This window comes from Mesorhizobium sp. P2_D6 (assembly GCF_056404315.1).
The window spans coordinates 418524-432883 of sequence record NZ_JBFUEG010000001.1; the positions used below are offsets into that span (position 1 = coordinate 418524).

The following is a 14360-nucleotide window of genomic DNA, read 5'->3' on the forward strand; positions in this document are numbered from 1 at the left end:
ACAGATGCATGACCAGATTTCACAACCCGACGGACGGGATCTCGCAAGAAGCGCTGGCAAGCCTGGTCGCCGAGGCGGTTCAGCAGGCGCTGGTCCAGCACGGCATCGCCCCGGACACCCAGGCGCTGGCTTCAGCCGGCGCTATTGCGGGCAGCGTTGCGGCTGCCCTGACTTTCCTTTCGCAGACACAGCGGCTCGCCGTCGAGACCTTCAGAGGCGAATGGACTGCGCTCGCCACCGAATTCGTCCGGTCGATGGCGGAAAAGGCGACGCGCCGCCGCGACACGGCAATCGTCGCGATTGACGAGCCGACGACGGCGGCCGAACCCGGCAAGGCAGCACCCTACCCGCCGGGCGAGCGCATGCTTCAGTCGATGCTGATCGAGGACTGGGCGGGCGAAGTCGCCGGGTCGACCTATCTGGAGGAGAAATTTCGCATCCCGCGCTCGACATTGCATCGCTGGCAGCGGCGCAGCGAGGTCATTGCGCTGCGCAAGGGCGGTCGCAAGCATGTCTTCCCGCTGGCCCAGTTCGTCGATGGCAGGCCGGCGGCAGGTATCAGAGAAGTGCTGTCGGAGATGGTCAATCCGAGGCTTGCCTGGTTCTGGCTGACCCACGTCTCGCCGGAACTTGGCGGCCGCATCCCGATCGAGATGCTCAAGCAGGACATGGTGCAGGACGTCGTGCAGGCCGCGCGCGGATTTCCGACGACCTGAGTTTCCATCTCGATCGAGAACGGTCGGCTGTTCGCGCCTTTGGCACTGCTAAGCCAGGTAAATAGATTTCACAAAACAGTCATAATCTGGTTTGTACGGCATTCTTTGCCATATATCTCCATACATCTCCGTCTCTTATGTACCGTTTGTGCCATTTGTGCCATTTTGTCAAATATATGACGTGATAATTGCGCAACAATACTTTTTGAAGAGTCAGAAAGCCGCTTTTGGGACACAATCTCTGTTGATCGCCGCCGCTGCATGGGCCATGTCGAAGGCGAGAGCACGGCGCGATGCGCGGCTCTCAATATGGGGTGAAGCGGCAGGCCCAAGCGCCGTGTCCGACCTGAATTTGAACCTTTGACTGGAGATTCAAGAAAATGAACATCAAGAGCCTTCTTCTCGGCTCCGCCGCGGCCCTGGTCGCGGTCTCGGGCGCGCGCGCCGCTGACGCGGTCGTCGTCGCCGAGCCGGAACCGGCCGAATACGTCAAGATCTGCGATGTCTACGGCGCTGGCTATTTCTACATCCCCGGCACCGAAACCTGCCTGCGCATCGGCGGCTACATCCGCTATGACGCCGGCGTTGGTGATGTCGGCTCCTTCGACGGCCGCACGGCCACCGACGTCGAGGACGGCGACTCGCAAGACACATGGAAGAAGAACGCCCGCTTCAACCTGAAGACGTGGACCGGCCAGGAAACCGAACTCGGAACGTTGAAAACCTATACCGAGACCAAGTTCAACTATCCGAATGGCGGCCCTACGAGCGTGTCGATGAGCTTCGCCTGGATCCAGCTCGGCGGACTGCGTGTCGGTAAGGATGAAACGCCTTATGACGCGTTCATCGGCTATGCCGGCAATGTCATCCAGGACACGCTGATCCATTACGGCCAGAAGGACACCAATGTTGTCAGCTACTATTTCGACGCTGGCAGCGGCTTCACCGGCGTTATCTCGCTCGAAGAGGGTTCCGATTCGACTGGCTCTACGGCCATTCACGGCACAATCGACAGCTATGTCCCGCATGTCGTCGGCGGCTTGAAATACAAGGGTGAATGGGGTGCGATCACCGGTGTCGTCGCCTATGACAGCAACTACGAGGAAGTGGCCGGCAAGGTTCGCCTGGACGTCAATGTCAGCAAGGAGCTGTCGCTGTTCATCATGGGCGGCTATGGCACCGACGACAACCTGTCGGATCCGTCCTACGCCATCCCGGGTCGCGGTCGGGGCTTTTACAAGCCTTGGGGCGGCAACTGGGCTGTCTGGGGCGGCGGCACCTATAAGTTCACCGACAAGGCCTCGTTCAACACTCAGGTTTCGGCTGACGACGACAAGAACTTCGCCATTGCGGCAAACATCGCCTATACGGTCGTTCCCGGCTTCACGGTCACGACCGAAGTTGACTATGTCCATGATGGCAAGTTCGGCGACGCCGACGACTTCAACTGGACGAAGGCCGACAAGAAGAACAGCGTCGGCGGTATCGTCCGCTTCCAGCGCTCGTTCTGATCGATCTATCTCGACAAAAAAGGGCCCGCAGCGCACGCTGCGGGCCTTTTTCATCCAAGCACCGGGCGTTGCTGTGTCGTCGCTATGAGCGCTTCGCTCAGGCGGACTGGCGAAGCTCGCCGGCTTCGGACCCCAAAGCGTCGGTGGTGACCAGCCGGTCACGACCGCTTTTCTTGCCGATGTACATGAGCCGGTCGGCGAGCGCGACCAGCGCGTCCGCATCGGCGGCCTCGGTCGGATAGATGGCAACGCCAACGGTGCAGCCGACCTGGATTGCGCCGTCCGGCGTCGGCACCTTGATACGCAGCCGTTCCAGGATGCGCTCGGCGACCCGCACCGCCTTTTGCCGGGCCAGCTCCGTCTCGCCCGAGAACAGGAACGCGAACTCGTCGCCACCGAGGCGCGCCACGAAATCGGCGCTGCGCAGGGTGGCGCGAAGCTTGTCCGACACGCGCTGCAGCAACGCATCACCGGCCTCGTGGCCGAGCGTGTCGTTGACCTCCTTGAACCGGTCGAGGTCGATGAACAGAAGGCCCGCCGCGTCGCCGGAGCCGGCGCAACGGTCGATCACCGATTTCAGCTCGTTGTGGAAGGCGCGCCGGTTGGGCAGGTCGGTCAACGCGTCGTGGTTGGCCGAATGGTCGCTCTGCTGCTTCGCGAGCTCGATCTCGCGCTTTTGCGCGGAGAGCTCCTCATTGGCGGCCTTCAGCTCCAAAAGCAGCTCGGCGTTGAGATCCTCGACGACCTTGCGGTCGCTAATGTCGACGACGAAGCCTTCCAGGAATTCGAGTTCGCCGGCCTCGTCCCAGACGCCGCCGCCGATCTCGCGGACCCAGAGCGGCTCGCCGACCTGCGGCACGATGCGGTAGTCGACGTTCCAGTTGCAGCGCGCCTCGAGCGCGGTGTCGACGGTGGCATAGACGGCGGCAAGATCATCCGGATGGATGGCCGAGACGTAGTCGCGCACCGCGTTGTGGATGAAATCGCTCGGCCGATAACCGCTGACGGTGAAGATGCCGTCGCTGATATAGAGCATGGTGTAGGACGCATCGTTGCGGCAACGGTAGAGATAGCCGTCCATGCGGCCGGTGATGCTGAGCAGCGCGTCCAGCCGCTCGTCGTGGTAGACCCCCTGGCCAACCGCGGATGCAGAAACCCCGTCATGCTTCATGGCCGCACCCCCGTTAGCGGTCTGAGCGCGCCGTAGATGCCGTGGCGGCAAGTCGGCGAGAGGGGTTTTATATCAGCTGAATATTATCAATCTCTTATGGTGCGGCGCGAATAAGCCATCGGTGCAAGCGTTCGGCGACACGAGCCGCTGCCAACGCCAGCGACTCTGCCCAAGCAAGAAAAAGACAGTCCGCGGTGCGGACCGCTCGTCAAGTCCCCGCCGTATACGCGGCAATCGCCGCCATGTTGACGATGTCCGAATCCTTGGCGTTCAGCGAGACGATCTGCACCGGTTTGTTCAAGCCGACCAGTAGCGGGCCGATGACGGTGGAGCCGCCGAGCTCCTGCAGCATCTTGGTCGAGATCGAGGCCGAGTGGAACGCCGGCATGATCAGCACGTTGGCCGGGCCGGTCAGCCGGATGAACGGATATTGCGCCATGGCGCGGGCGTTGAGCGCGACGTCGGCGGCCATCTCGCCATCATATTCGAAATCGACGCGGCGCTTGTCGAGGATGCGCACCGCTTCCTGCACCCGCTCGGAGCGTTCGCCCTGCGGGTGGCCGAAGGTCGAATAGGCCAGCATGGCGAGCCGCGGTTCGTAACCCATGCGGCGTGCGAAGCCTGCCGCCTCTTCGGCGATGTCGGCGATCTGCTCGGCATTGGGCATGTCGTGCACGGCGGTGTCGGCGACCAGCACGGTCTTGCCGCGCGCCAGCACGATCGACACGCCGATGACGCGGTGACCGGGCTTGGCGTCGATGATGCGGCGGATGTCGTCGAGCGCGGTCGAGTAATTGCGGGTGACACCGGTGACGATGCCGTCGGCATCGCCCAGCGCTACCATGCAGGCGGCAAAATGGTTGCGATCATTGTTGATCAGCCGCTGGCAGTCGCGAAACAGGAAGCCTTTGCGCTGCATGCGCTCATAGAGAAAGTCGGTGTAGATGCCGTTGCGGCGCGACAGGCGGGCATTGATGATCTCGATGCCCTGCTTGTTGAGGTCGATGCCGGCGTGCCTGGCGTTTTCCTTGATGATGTCGTCGCGGCCGAGCAGGATGGCGGTGCCAAGCTTCTGGTTCACATAGGACACGGCGGCGCGCATTACCTGCTCTTCCTCGCCCTCGGCAAAGACGATGCGCTTGGGCTGGCGGCGGACGCGGTCGTAGATGCGCTGCAAGGTCGAGGCGATCGGGTCGCGGCGGGCGGACAGTTCCTGCGCATAGCGGTCGAGATCGAGGATCGGCTTGCGGGCGACGCCGGACTCCATCGCCGCTTTGGCCACCGCCAGCGGAATGGCCGAGATCAGGCGCGGATCGAATGGCACCGGAATGATGTAGTTGGGGCCGAATTTCGGCCGATTGCCCTGATAGGCGGCGGCGACGTCGTCCGGCACGTCCTTGCGCGCCAGCTCGGCTAGCGCCCGGGCTGCGGCGATCTTCATGTCGTCATTGATGGTGGTGGCCCTGACATCCAGCGCGCCGCGGAAGATGTAGGGGAAGCCCAGCACATTGTTGACCTGGTTCGGATAGTCGGAACGCCCGGTGGCCATGATGGCGTCGGTGCGGATCTCGGCTACTTCCTCCGGCGTGATCTCCGGATCGGGATTGGCCATGGCGAAGATGATCGGGTTCTTGGCCATCGACTGCACCATCTTGGTGGTCAACGCGCCCTTGGCCGACAGGCCGAGGAAGACATCGGCGCCATCAAGTGCTTCGGCCAGGCTGCGCGCCTCGGTCTTCACCGCATGCGCCGACTTCCACTGGTTCATGCCCTCGGTGCGGCCCTGGAAGACCACGCCTTTGGTGTCGCACAGAATGATGTTTTCCGGCGCAAAGCCCATCGCCTTCATCAGCTCGATGCAGGCGATGCCGGCGGCACCGGCGCCGTTGCAGACCATTTTCGTGGTCTTCATGTCGCGGCCGGTGATCTCCAGCGCGTTGATCAGTCCGGCGGCGGAGATGATGGCGGTGCCGTGCTGGTCGTCGTGGAAGACCGGGATGTCCATCAGTTCGCGCAGCCGCTGCTCGATGATGAAGCATTCCGGCGCCTTGATGTCCTCGAGGTTGATGCCGCCGAAGGACGGTCCGAGGAAACGCACGCAATTGATGAATTCGTCGGCATCCTCGGTGTCGACCTCGAGATCGATGGAATCGACATCGGCGAAGCGCTTGAACAGCACCGCCTTGCCCTCCATGACCGGCTTGGAGGCCAATGCGCCGAGATTGCCGAGGCCGAGAATGGCGGTGCCGTTGGAGATGACGGCGACCATGTTGCCGCGCGTCGTGTAATCGAAGGCGCGGCTGGGGTCCTCGGCGATGGCCAGGACCGGAACCGCGACGCCAGGCGAATAGGCGAGGCTCAAATCGCGCTGCGTGGCCATCGGCTTGGTGGCGACGACCTCCAGCTTGCCGGGGCGGCCCATGGCGTGGAATTCCAGCGCCTCCTGGGCGCTGACGGACGGGCCGCTGTTTTCGGTTTTCTTGGCCATGATGCTTTTGATTTCCTCGCCGGTGCCGGACCCTTGAGACGGGTGCGTGTTTTTGAACTTCCGGATTAAGGCTACACGCCACCGCTGTAAACCGCCAAGCGCGGCGAAGCTGCTTCAACGCGCACCAGATCGCTCGATGCCGATGCCGCGTTTCTACAGCGCTGCGATCTCCCGGGCATGCTGGCGCACCGTCGCCCACCGACGCAGCGTTCTGGTCCCGGGGAAGGGCCATTCGGAAAGCGGCGGCTCCGTGCTTCCCATGCGTTCGCGCAACGCCGACAGGAAAGCCATGAGTTCCCCCCGCTGAGGCCACACCTTCGCCATTGTGCGTGCACGGATCTCTTCGCGCGGAATGGCGCGGTCACGCAATTCTTCGACCGCGCGCCGGATCGCCGCCGGCTCAGGCTCGGCGATGATGCAATAGTCTGGGTCGAAATAGACATCGCGGCCGCCAAGGCTTGGCGTGCTCACCACCGGCAGTCCGGCCATCATATACTCCATGCTGGAACACATCGCCCCTTCCGCCGCCGACAGGCACAGCCCAACCGCGGCCTGGTTGTAGGCGCGATTGACCTGCTGCGGCGTCAGCCGGTCGGTGAGGCCATCGACGATCGGGTTGGCAATATGATGCAGAGGCGACTGAGCCTGCAGGCGTCGAATGAAGGCGCGATCGCCGGAGGCGGGCAATTCGCCGATCGATACAGTGATATGGAGCAATCTTTCGACGTCGAAGGCGAGATAATGACGCTTGGTGTACGAGATGCGGGCATTGTAGACGGCGTCGAATTCGACCGGAACCTCAGGCAAAGGTCGGAAAATGTCCTCCGAGACCATCAGATTGTGATTGGAAAAGATCGCCGTGCCTCCGACCGCGATGACACGTCGGCGTTCCTCCTCGGTGTTGCACAGAAAAATCAGCTCATGCAGCGGGAAGCGCTGGCGATACCAAGCGAGATCTCCGCCTATTTGTTCAACGATATGCGGTCGTTCGAGTGTCCAACTCGGCATCATGAGGAATGCGGCCCGCCGCGAGGCCAGCCGCCGGCCGATGGCGGCGATGGTTGCGAGCGGCCGCTGTCCGCCGATCGGTGTGTAGATGATCAGTGGATCGTGGCTGACCAGATGAATGGCCACCTGCATGTCACCATCGAGATCGGACAGAGGGCCGCTTCGCGGAAGCAGAAAAGGCAAGCGCTTGCGTGCCGAACGCTTGAGGCGGTCAAGCGCCCGGCCGGCATGCTGCCTCATGCGATCGGTCGGCGAGCCGGTCGCCCCGAACGTTTCCTCAAACGATTTCCGGCCAACCCCGTCCATAATCCGCCTCACCAACCCCGATGGATGATTATGCCGACCACCAGCGTCTTGCAATGCCGGCGGCGCTGCCTGTCAATGGCGAGAGAGGCCCGGTCGTCCCCTGCTTTTCGTGCCGCCGGCATTAAACCGCTCGGCCACATCTGCTAGCGTGCCGGCATGAACATGCACACTTCAGCAGAAACCGACGCCCCCGAGGTGACACCGTCGGCGCCCGCCTCCGGCAGCGTCACGCCGATGATGGAGCAGTATATCGAGATCAAGGCGGCGAACCCGGATTCGCTGCTGTTCTACCGCATGGGCGATTTCTACGAGCTGTTCTTCGACGATGCCGAGAAGGCGAGCCGGGCGCTGGGCATCGTTTTGACCAAGCGCGGCAAGCACCAGGGCCATGACATTCCTATGTGCGGTGTGCCGGTGCATGCGGCCGACGACTATCTGCAGAAGCTGATCGGCCAAGGTTTTCGCGTTGCCGTCTGCGAGCAGATCGAGGACCCGGCGGAAGCGAGAAAGCGCGGCGGCAAGTCGGTGGTGCGCCGCGACGTGGTGCGGCTGGTCACGCCCGGCACCATCACCGAGGACAAACTGCTGGCGCCATCGGAATCAAGCTTCCTGATGGCGCTGGGACGGGTGAAGGGCGGCAGCAGCGAACACGCCTTTGCGCTGGCCTGGATCGATATCTCGACCGGCGTTTTTCGCGTTGCCGAGACCACGGCCGACCGCCTGCTGGCCGATATTTTCCGCGTCGATCCGCGCGAGCTGATTGTCGCCGAGCCAGTGTTTTACGATCCCGAGCTGAAGGCGGTGTTCGACGTCATCGGCCGTGTTGCCAGTCCGCAGCCGCCTTCGCTGTTCGATTCGGCTTCCGCCGCGGGGCGCATCGCGCGTTTCTTCGAGGTGGCGACGCCGGACAGTTTCGGCGCCTTCTCGCGCGCCGAACTGTCGGCGATCTCCGGAGCGATCGCCTATGTCGAAAAGACGCAGAAGGCCGAGCGGCCGCCGCTTTCACGCCCCGAACGCGAGGAGCAGGGCTCGACGCTGTTCATAGATCCGGCGACGCGCGGCAATCTGGAACTGTTGCGCACGCTGTCCGGCAGCCGCGACGGCTCGCTGTTCAAGGCGATCGACCGCACGGTGACCGGCGGCGGCGCCAGACTGCTGGCCGACCGGCTGATGGCGCCGCTGACCGATCCGGCGGCGATTGCGGCCAGGCTCGATTCGGTGTCGTTCTTCCGTGCGGAGACTCAGGTTTGCCAGGCGGTACGGTCAAGCCTCAAGGGCGTCGCCGATATGCCGCGCGCGCTGTCGCGGCTGGCGCTCAACCGCGGCGGGCCGCGCGACCTCGACGCGCTGCGCGCCGGTTTCGAGGCGGCGGGCGCGATCGCCGAAATCTTCGCGACCACCACTTTGCCACATGAATTGGCGGAAGCCCTTGCTGCTATTCAAGCGTTGCCTGGATCGCTGGCCCAGCATTTGACCCAGGCGCTCGGCGAGGAACTGCCGCTGCTCCGACGCGACGGCGGCTTCGTGCGCGGCGGCTACCATGCCGAACTCGACGAAATGCGGGCCCTGCGCGACGAATCACGCAAGGTCATAGCAGGGCTGGAGCGCTCGCTGATCGAGGAGACCGGCATCCGCTCACTTAAAATCCGGCACAACAATGTGCTGGGCTATTACATCGAGGTGACCGCCAACCACCACTCGATCATGACCGGCAGCGACGGCGCCAAGGCGCGCTTCATCCATCGCCAGACCATGGCCAACGCCATGCGCTTCACGACGACCGAGCTTGCAGAGCTCGAGACCAAGATCGCCAATGCCGCCGACCGGGCCCTGAGCATCGAGCTTGCCGCCTTCGACACACTGACGACCGAGGCGGTCGGCGAGGCGCAAAAGATCCGCGCCGGCGCCGATGCGCTCGCCGTGCTCGACGTGTCGGCAGCCCTTGCGCTGTTGTCGGAGAGCGAAGCCTGGTGCCGGCCGCTGGTCGACTCCAGCCTTGCCTTCGACATCTCGGGCGGACGCCATCCAGTGGTGGAACAGGCGCTGCGGCGTTCAGGCGAAGGGCCGTTCGTCGCCAATGATTGCGATCTGTCGCCGCAAGGCGGCGCCAAAGCCGGCGCCATCTGGCTCTTGACCGGCCCGAACATGGGCGGCAAGTCGACCTTCCTGCGGCAAAATGCGCTGATCGCAATCCTCGCTCAGACCGGCTCCTTCGTGCCGGCAACGTCAGCCCATATCGGCGTTGTCGACCGGCTGTTCTCGCGCGTCGGTGCCTCGGACGATCTGGCGCGCGGTCGCTCGACCTTCATGGTCGAGATGGTCGAGACGGCGGCGATCCTCAACCAGGCCGGCGAACGAGCGCTGGTGATCCTGGATGAAATCGGCCGCGGCACCGCGACGTTCGATGGCCTGTCGATTGCCTGGGCGGCGGTCGAGTACCTGCACGAAAAGAACCGCTGCCGGGCGATCTTTGCCACCCATTTCCATGAGATGACGGCGCTATCCGGCAAACTGCCGCGCCTCTCCAATGTCACCATGCGGGTCAAGGAATGGGAAGGCGACGTGGTCTTCCTGCACGAGGTCGGCAAGGGTGCCGCCGACCGTTCCTACGGCGTGCAAGTGGCCCGCTTGGCCGGACTGCCCGAGGCAGTCGTCGGTCGCGCCAAAGAGGTGCTGCACCAGTTGGAAGAAGGCGAGGTTTCGGGCAAGGCCAACCGGCTTGTAGACGATCTGCCGCTGTTTTCGGTGGCGGCGAGGCGGGAAGCGCCCAAGCCGGCGAAGAGCGATGCTCTGGGCGCTGCAATCGGCGAGATCAACCCCGACGAGATGACGCCGCGCGAGGCTCTGGAGGCGCTCTACCGGCTGAAGGGGCTGGCGGGCCGGTAATCAAAGCAATCGGAAGATCGGCGTCACCAGCCTTGCCGAATGGAGCCAGCCGAGCAATTCGACCGCCAGTATCGCCACAAGGAAGTAAGAGCTGTCGATAGCGGTCCGCTTCAGCACCACCGAGTCGAACGTGATGGGAGACGGATCCAAGACGCCGTCGTAATCGCGCCGCAGCCGGGGAAAGAAGGCCGGCACGCTTCGACGATAGCGCCGATAGGCCTCGCCAAAGATCGCATCCAGCGCGACCACTTCGCGCGCCGCGACATAGGAAAAGACCAGCCAGGTGAAGGCAAAGAGAAACGCCGAAAGGATCAGCGATCCGAATGTCAGCCCAACGCCAGCCAGTCCAAGGGCCGAGAAGAAATAGAGGGGGTTGCGCGTATAGGCATAGGGGCCGGTTGTGACGAGTTCACGGTTCTTGCGTCCGCCAACATACAGCGATGCCCAACAGCGGCCGCCGATACAGATGAGGACCAGCACGGTACCTACAAATTCCAGCATTTCGCGAGAGGTGCTGCCTTGCGGCCACCCACTCTCCGCAAGCAGGGCCGGCGCCAGGACAACGGGAGCAACCAGCCAAAGGAAGCGCATCCTTCTGCCTTGTTGAAAAGCCGTTGGGGGAACCGGCATCGGGGACTTCCTCTGCATTTGCGTCACCGCCTCAGTCGTCACGCACCGCGGCTCCCTTGTCGGTCCAGGCTGGCGGCAATCCCATCCGATCGCCGAGGAAGCCGACCAGTCCGGGCGATTTGCCGAATGCCTTGCAGGCCGGATATTTCGGCCCGCCGCCGAACATGGCGCGCAACTCCGCCCTGGTCGGCAGCGAGGGCAGCTTGTTCAGCGGCGTCTTGCCGGTGACCAGGAGCTTGCTGAAATCGTCGCCGAACTTCGCCGCCAGGTTGTAGGCGTCGCCCTCGCGGGCGACCCGGCCGGAATCCAACAAGGCGTTCGCGCCGCGCCCCCAGATCATGGCCGCCGCCTGTTTGCCGTTGTCACCAATCGCTTCGGCTTCGAGTGACAGGCTGCCCAATCCGATCGGCAGACGAGGAAGCGGAACCCGCATATCAGGCAGTGCGACGGAAACCGCCGTCGAGGCAACTTTCGAAACGCCGACCGCCAAAGCGTTCGTCGGCGTCACGTGCGTCACCGTGGCGTGGACCGTCAGGTCAGCGGGCTCGGTCAGATCGACCACCCGGAAGCGCTGGCTCAAGCCCAAGCAGAGCGTCCTGTCCACAGCGTTGGCGACAAGGCTGCGCTGCGCTTGGGACAATGTCGATTTCCCGGCGGCGGGTTGCGAAAAGCCCGTCGGAATGATCCGAACGGTTTTTCCCGCAAGCACGTCGTCCTTGCTAACCCGCATTAGTGAGCGGACTAACAAGCCATCCGACGGTTTCAACTCGTCATAGGATTGCAGTGAGCCTACCTGATCCAGGGGCGCAGACGCGCAGCCTACTGCGAGCAGGCTCAAGGTCAGCACAAACGGCCATATTATGCGGTGGTCCGCGCGGCATGCGCGCGGATCGCCCGAACCACGACTGATGTGAGCCTCGCGACAGGAACGCAAGCAAGCTGCCATGGATGCCTCTGCATGGGTGCGCCCGGCGGGGCGTGTGTGGGGAGCGGCAATAATTGCACTCAGTGCAATAAATTGATGGCGCCATTATGGCGAGGTGTGATGACGGGGCTTGAATGTGCACCAAATTTCTTGTCGCATTTGAGGAACGATCATGGCAGGAGCGCTCCATGAACGACGCGCCAAAATCAGAAGGCCTGCGCGAGCGGAAGCGGCGAGAAACGTCCCACCGCATCGCCGAAGCCGGCCTTGACGCTTTCCTGGCCAATGGCTACGACGCGACCACGCTTGACGAGATAGCTGCAGCCGCCGGCATCTCGCGCCGGACGTTCTTCCACTATTTCAAGAGCAAGGATGAGGTTCTGTTTGCGTCTTTGAGCCACTACGCAAGCGTGGTCAAAGCGTCGGTCCTTGCCGAGCCACCAACCGGAATGGCAATCGACATCGCCCGTGACGCATTGCTCAATCTTGTCGGCAGCTTCCAGGGTGCAGAAATGATGGCGACGGCCAAGGTCATGCGGGAAAGCAAGACGCTGCGCTCGCGCAGGCACACGGGCTACCTGCAGTTCGAGCAAGCCATTTTCGATGGGTTATGCGAGTTGCGGCCGGACCAGGCACGCAACAGTCTGCGACTGGTCTCCCTGGTGGCAGTCGCCGCGTTTCGCCTGGCCATCGAAACATTTCAGCAGCAAAACGCCAGGCAGCCGCTGACCGGATATGTCCGGGATGCCTTTGAAACGCTGAAAGCCGAGGTTCGATAAGTCCAGCCACCTGAGGCCGTCGCAAAGGGCACAGCTGTGTTGACTGATTGTACCGATCGGTACAATGTCGGCTATCGAGGATCGAAACCGACAGGAGATTTCCATGAGCCGTCCGCCCTTGCCGCCATTCACGGCCGAAACGGCAGCGCAGAAGGCGCGCCTTGCGGAGGACGCCTGGAACAGCCGCGACCCCGAGCGGGTTTCGCTCGCCTATACCGAGGACAGCACCTGGCGCAACCGCGCCGAGTTTGTTTCCGGCAGAAGCGAGATCGTCGGCTTCCTCAAGCGCAAATGGGCGCGTGAGCTCGACTACCGTCTGATCAAGGAAGTGTGGACCTGGAACGACAACCGCATCGCGGTGCGCTTTGCCTGTGAATGGCGCGACGACAGCGGCCACTGGTTCCGCTCCTACGGCAATGAGAACTGGGAATTCGACGAAGCCGGGCTGATGCGCCGCCGCGTCGCCAGCATCAATGACCTGCCGATCACTGAGGCCGATCGCAAATATCACTGGCCGCTCGGCCGCCGGCCCGACGACCATCCGGGCCTGACCGAACTCGGGCTGTAAAGTCGCTAATGCGGCGCATCGCACCCAACCGCGACCAGCTGCTGGCGATGGTGGCTGAGGTCTTTCGCGAACACGGCTATAAGGGCGCGAGCATCGCGCTGATCGGCGCGGCGACGGGGCTGGGCAAGGGAAGCCTTTACCACTTCTTCCCCAGCGGCAAGGAAGAGATGGCAGGGGCCGTCATCGCCCATATCGACGGCTGGTTCGAGGACAATGTCTTCGCACCCTTGCGCGACGGCACCGATCCACGAGCCGGGATCGAGCATATGTTCGAGGCGACCGACAGCTATTTCCGCTCGGGGCGCCGGGTGTGCCTTATCGGCGCCTTCGCGCTGGAGGAATCGCGCGATCTCTTCGCCAGCCAGATCAGGAACTATTTCGGCCGCTGGGTCGGGCACCTCGCCGATGCGCTGGCGCGAGATGGGCACGGAACGACCGAGGCGGCCGAGCTTGCCGAAGAAGCCGTCGCCGCCATCCAGGGCGCGCTCACGCTTGCCCGCGCCGTCGACGATGCCGGCATGTTTTCGCGCGCGCTGCGTAGGACGCGCATGCGGTTGGGGCTGACAGCAGGCGACGATATCTAGACAGGTTCGAAGCGGAAGCCTGTCTCGGTTCGAAAAACCCGGCCGACTCCCGGTGAATCGAGATGCGCTCCCGCAACGAAGCAGGCGTTGTCGGCGGCAAGGGCCAACAGTCGCAATCGGCTTGCGCGCGCCTGCTCCCGGTCGGCGTCGAATTCCCAGGCGATCTCCGGGCGATCGAACTGAAGCGACGGCACATGCACGGTGTCGCCCCAAATCAACAGTGTTTCGCCGGCGCTCGTCACGCGAAAGCACGTGTGCCCCGCTTCATGGCCGGCGGCGGCGATGGTCTCGATGTTCGCGCCCAGACGCTGTCCGGCGTCGAAGGGCTGTGCTCGGTCGTGGAAGCGTTCCAGCCTCGCCACTTCCCGGAACATGTCGAGTTCAGCTCGCGGGACAAGCAGACGAGAGAGTTGCGGGAAGCCGTCGCCACCATCGGCAAGGATCAGCCCGTGGATATGGTCGAGATGGGTATGGGTGAAAGCAACGGTCCGTATCCGCCCAGTGGCGATCTTCGCCTCGCGCAGCGCCTCGGGCAGATGCCCCATTGTCGAGTGCCAGGCGTTCGAGGAGCCCGTGTCGATGAGCGTGATGTCGTTGCCGTCATCGATGGCAAACGCGTTGACCGATAGCCTGAGCGCACCGTCGACGAGTGATACCTGCGACGGCAGGTCATTGCCGAATGCAATGTCTCCCGGCTGGCGCAGTCGCCTTACCGGCATGTCGACATAGCCGTCGCGCAGTGACGTGACCGTCATTGCTCCGACTCTATACGCCGTATGAAGATGGCC

12 protein-coding genes are annotated in these 14360 nt (G+C 63.2%); 6 read left to right on the forward strand and 6 right to left on the reverse strand.

From position 1 onward, the window contains the following. Positions 1-8 precede the first annotated feature (8 nt). Both AC1D1L_RS01870 and AC1D1L_RS01875 read left to right on the forward strand, forming a co-directional pair. Positions 9-716 carry an antitoxin Xre/MbcA/ParS-like domain-containing protein gene (locus tag AC1D1L_RS01870; RefSeq protein ID WP_477338328.1) on the forward strand — a complete coding sequence of 236 codons (708 nt, stop codon included), beginning with the start codon at positions 9-11 and terminating at the stop codon, positions 714-716. Positions 717-1096: 380 nt separating this feature from the next. Beyond that, complete coding sequence (locus AC1D1L_RS01875) at positions 1097-2227, forward strand: porin (protein WP_477338330.1); 1131 nt, start codon at positions 1097-1099, stop codon at positions 2225-2227. A 97-nt stretch (positions 2228-2324) separates the two neighbouring features. Here AC1D1L_RS01875 and AC1D1L_RS01880 read toward each other — a convergent pair whose 3' ends face one another. From AC1D1L_RS01880 to AC1D1L_RS01890, 3 genes are all read right to left on the reverse strand, one after another. Continuing rightward, positions 2325-3398, reverse strand: a complete 1074-nt coding sequence (locus tag AC1D1L_RS01880; protein WP_477338332.1) for a GGDEF domain-containing protein — start codon at positions 3396-3398, stop codon at positions 2325-2327. A 208-nt stretch (positions 3399-3606) separates the two neighbouring features. After that, positions 3607-5886: an NADP-dependent malic enzyme gene (locus tag AC1D1L_RS01885; protein WP_477338334.1), complete on the reverse strand. Its 2280-nt coding sequence runs from the start codon at positions 5884-5886 to the stop codon at positions 3607-3609. A 153-nt stretch (positions 5887-6039) separates the two neighbouring features. Next, positions 6040-7026, reverse strand: coding sequence for a glycosyltransferase (locus tag AC1D1L_RS01890; RefSeq protein WP_477338336.1), 987 nt, complete (start codon positions 7024-7026; stop codon positions 6040-6042). 330 nt (positions 7027-7356) lie between these two features. On the opposite strand from AC1D1L_RS01890, the gene mutS reads away from it, so the two are divergent. Continuing rightward, positions 7357-10086 (forward strand): DNA mismatch repair protein MutS, encoded by a 2730-nt coding sequence (gene mutS / locus AC1D1L_RS01895; protein WP_477338338.1) that lies wholly within the window; start codon positions 7357-7359, stop codon positions 10084-10086. Here mutS and AC1D1L_RS01900 read toward each other — a convergent pair whose 3' ends face one another. Together AC1D1L_RS01900 and AC1D1L_RS01905 are read right to left on the reverse strand one after the other, a co-directional pair. After that, positions 10087-10587: a methyltransferase family protein gene (locus AC1D1L_RS01900; protein WP_477338339.1), complete on the reverse strand. Its 501-nt coding sequence runs from the start codon at positions 10585-10587 to the stop codon at positions 10087-10089. A gap of 160 nt (positions 10588-10747) precedes the next feature. Next, entirely contained in the window at positions 10748-11563 is an 816-nt protein-coding gene (locus tag AC1D1L_RS01905) for a DUF3313 domain-containing protein (RefSeq protein WP_477338743.1), read from the reverse strand. Positions 11564-11829: 266 nt separating this feature from the next. Between AC1D1L_RS01905 and AC1D1L_RS01910 the strand changes: the two genes are divergently transcribed. From AC1D1L_RS01910 to AC1D1L_RS01920, 3 genes are all read left to right on the forward strand, one after another. Then, a complete protein-coding gene (locus tag AC1D1L_RS01910; protein ID WP_477338341.1) occupies positions 11830-12420 on the forward strand; it encodes a TetR/AcrR family transcriptional regulator in 591 nt (196 codons plus the stop codon). A gap of 103 nt (positions 12421-12523) precedes the next feature. Then, entirely contained in the window at positions 12524-12988 is a 465-nt protein-coding gene (locus AC1D1L_RS01915; protein ID WP_477338343.1) for a nuclear transport factor 2 family protein, read from the forward strand. 8 nt (positions 12989-12996) lie between these two features. After that, positions 12997-13572, forward strand: coding sequence for a TetR/AcrR family transcriptional regulator (locus AC1D1L_RS01920; protein ID WP_477338345.1), 576 nt, complete (start codon positions 12997-12999; stop codon positions 13570-13572). On the opposite strand, the gene AC1D1L_RS01925 is transcribed toward AC1D1L_RS01920, so the two are convergent. Beyond that, a complete protein-coding gene (locus AC1D1L_RS01925) occupies positions 13569-14327 on the reverse strand; it encodes an MBL fold metallo-hydrolase (protein ID WP_477338347.1) in 759 nt (252 codons plus the stop codon). The two genes, AC1D1L_RS01920 and AC1D1L_RS01925, sit on opposite strands and share 4 nt — an antisense overlap. Between the last annotated feature and the right edge of the window lie 33 nt (positions 14328-14360).

Bases quoted from the DNA above. Each gene is read 5' to 3' on its own strand.
- AC1D1L_RS01870 (WP_477338328.1), top strand. From the start codon at position 9: ATGACCAGATTTCACAACCCGACGGACGGGATCTCGCAAGAAGCGCTG.
- AC1D1L_RS01875 (WP_477338330.1), top strand. From the start codon at position 1,097: ATGAACATCAAGAGCCTTCTTCTCGGCTCCGCCGCGGCCCTGGTCGCG.
- AC1D1L_RS01880 (WP_477338332.1), bottom strand. From the start codon at position 3,398: ATGAAGCATGACGGGGTTTCTGCATCCGCGGTTGGCCAGGGGGTCTAC.
- AC1D1L_RS01885 (WP_477338334.1), bottom strand. From the start codon at position 5,886: ATGGCCAAGAAAACCGAAAACAGCGGCCCGTCCGTCAGCGCCCAGGAG.
- AC1D1L_RS01890 (WP_477338336.1), bottom strand. From the start codon at position 7,026: ATGCAGGTGGCCATTCATCTGGTCAGCCACGATCCACTGATCATCTAC.
- mutS (WP_477338338.1), top strand. From the start codon at position 7,357: ATGAACATGCACACTTCAGCAGAAACCGACGCCCCCGAGGTGACACCG.
- AC1D1L_RS01900 (WP_477338339.1), bottom strand. From the start codon at position 10,587: ATGCTGGAATTTGTAGGTACCGTGCTGGTCCTCATCTGTATCGGCGGC.
- AC1D1L_RS01910 (WP_477338341.1), top strand. From the start codon at position 11,830: ATGAACGACGCGCCAAAATCAGAAGGCCTGCGCGAGCGGAAGCGGCGA.
- AC1D1L_RS01915 (WP_477338343.1), top strand. From the start codon at position 12,524: ATGAGCCGTCCGCCCTTGCCGCCATTCACGGCCGAAACGGCAGCGCAG.
- AC1D1L_RS01920 (WP_477338345.1), top strand. From the start codon at position 12,997: ATGCGGCGCATCGCACCCAACCGCGACCAGCTGCTGGCGATGGTGGCT.
- AC1D1L_RS01925 (WP_477338347.1), bottom strand. From the start codon at position 14,327: ATGACGGTCACGTCACTGCGCGACGGCTATGTCGACATGCCGGTAAGG.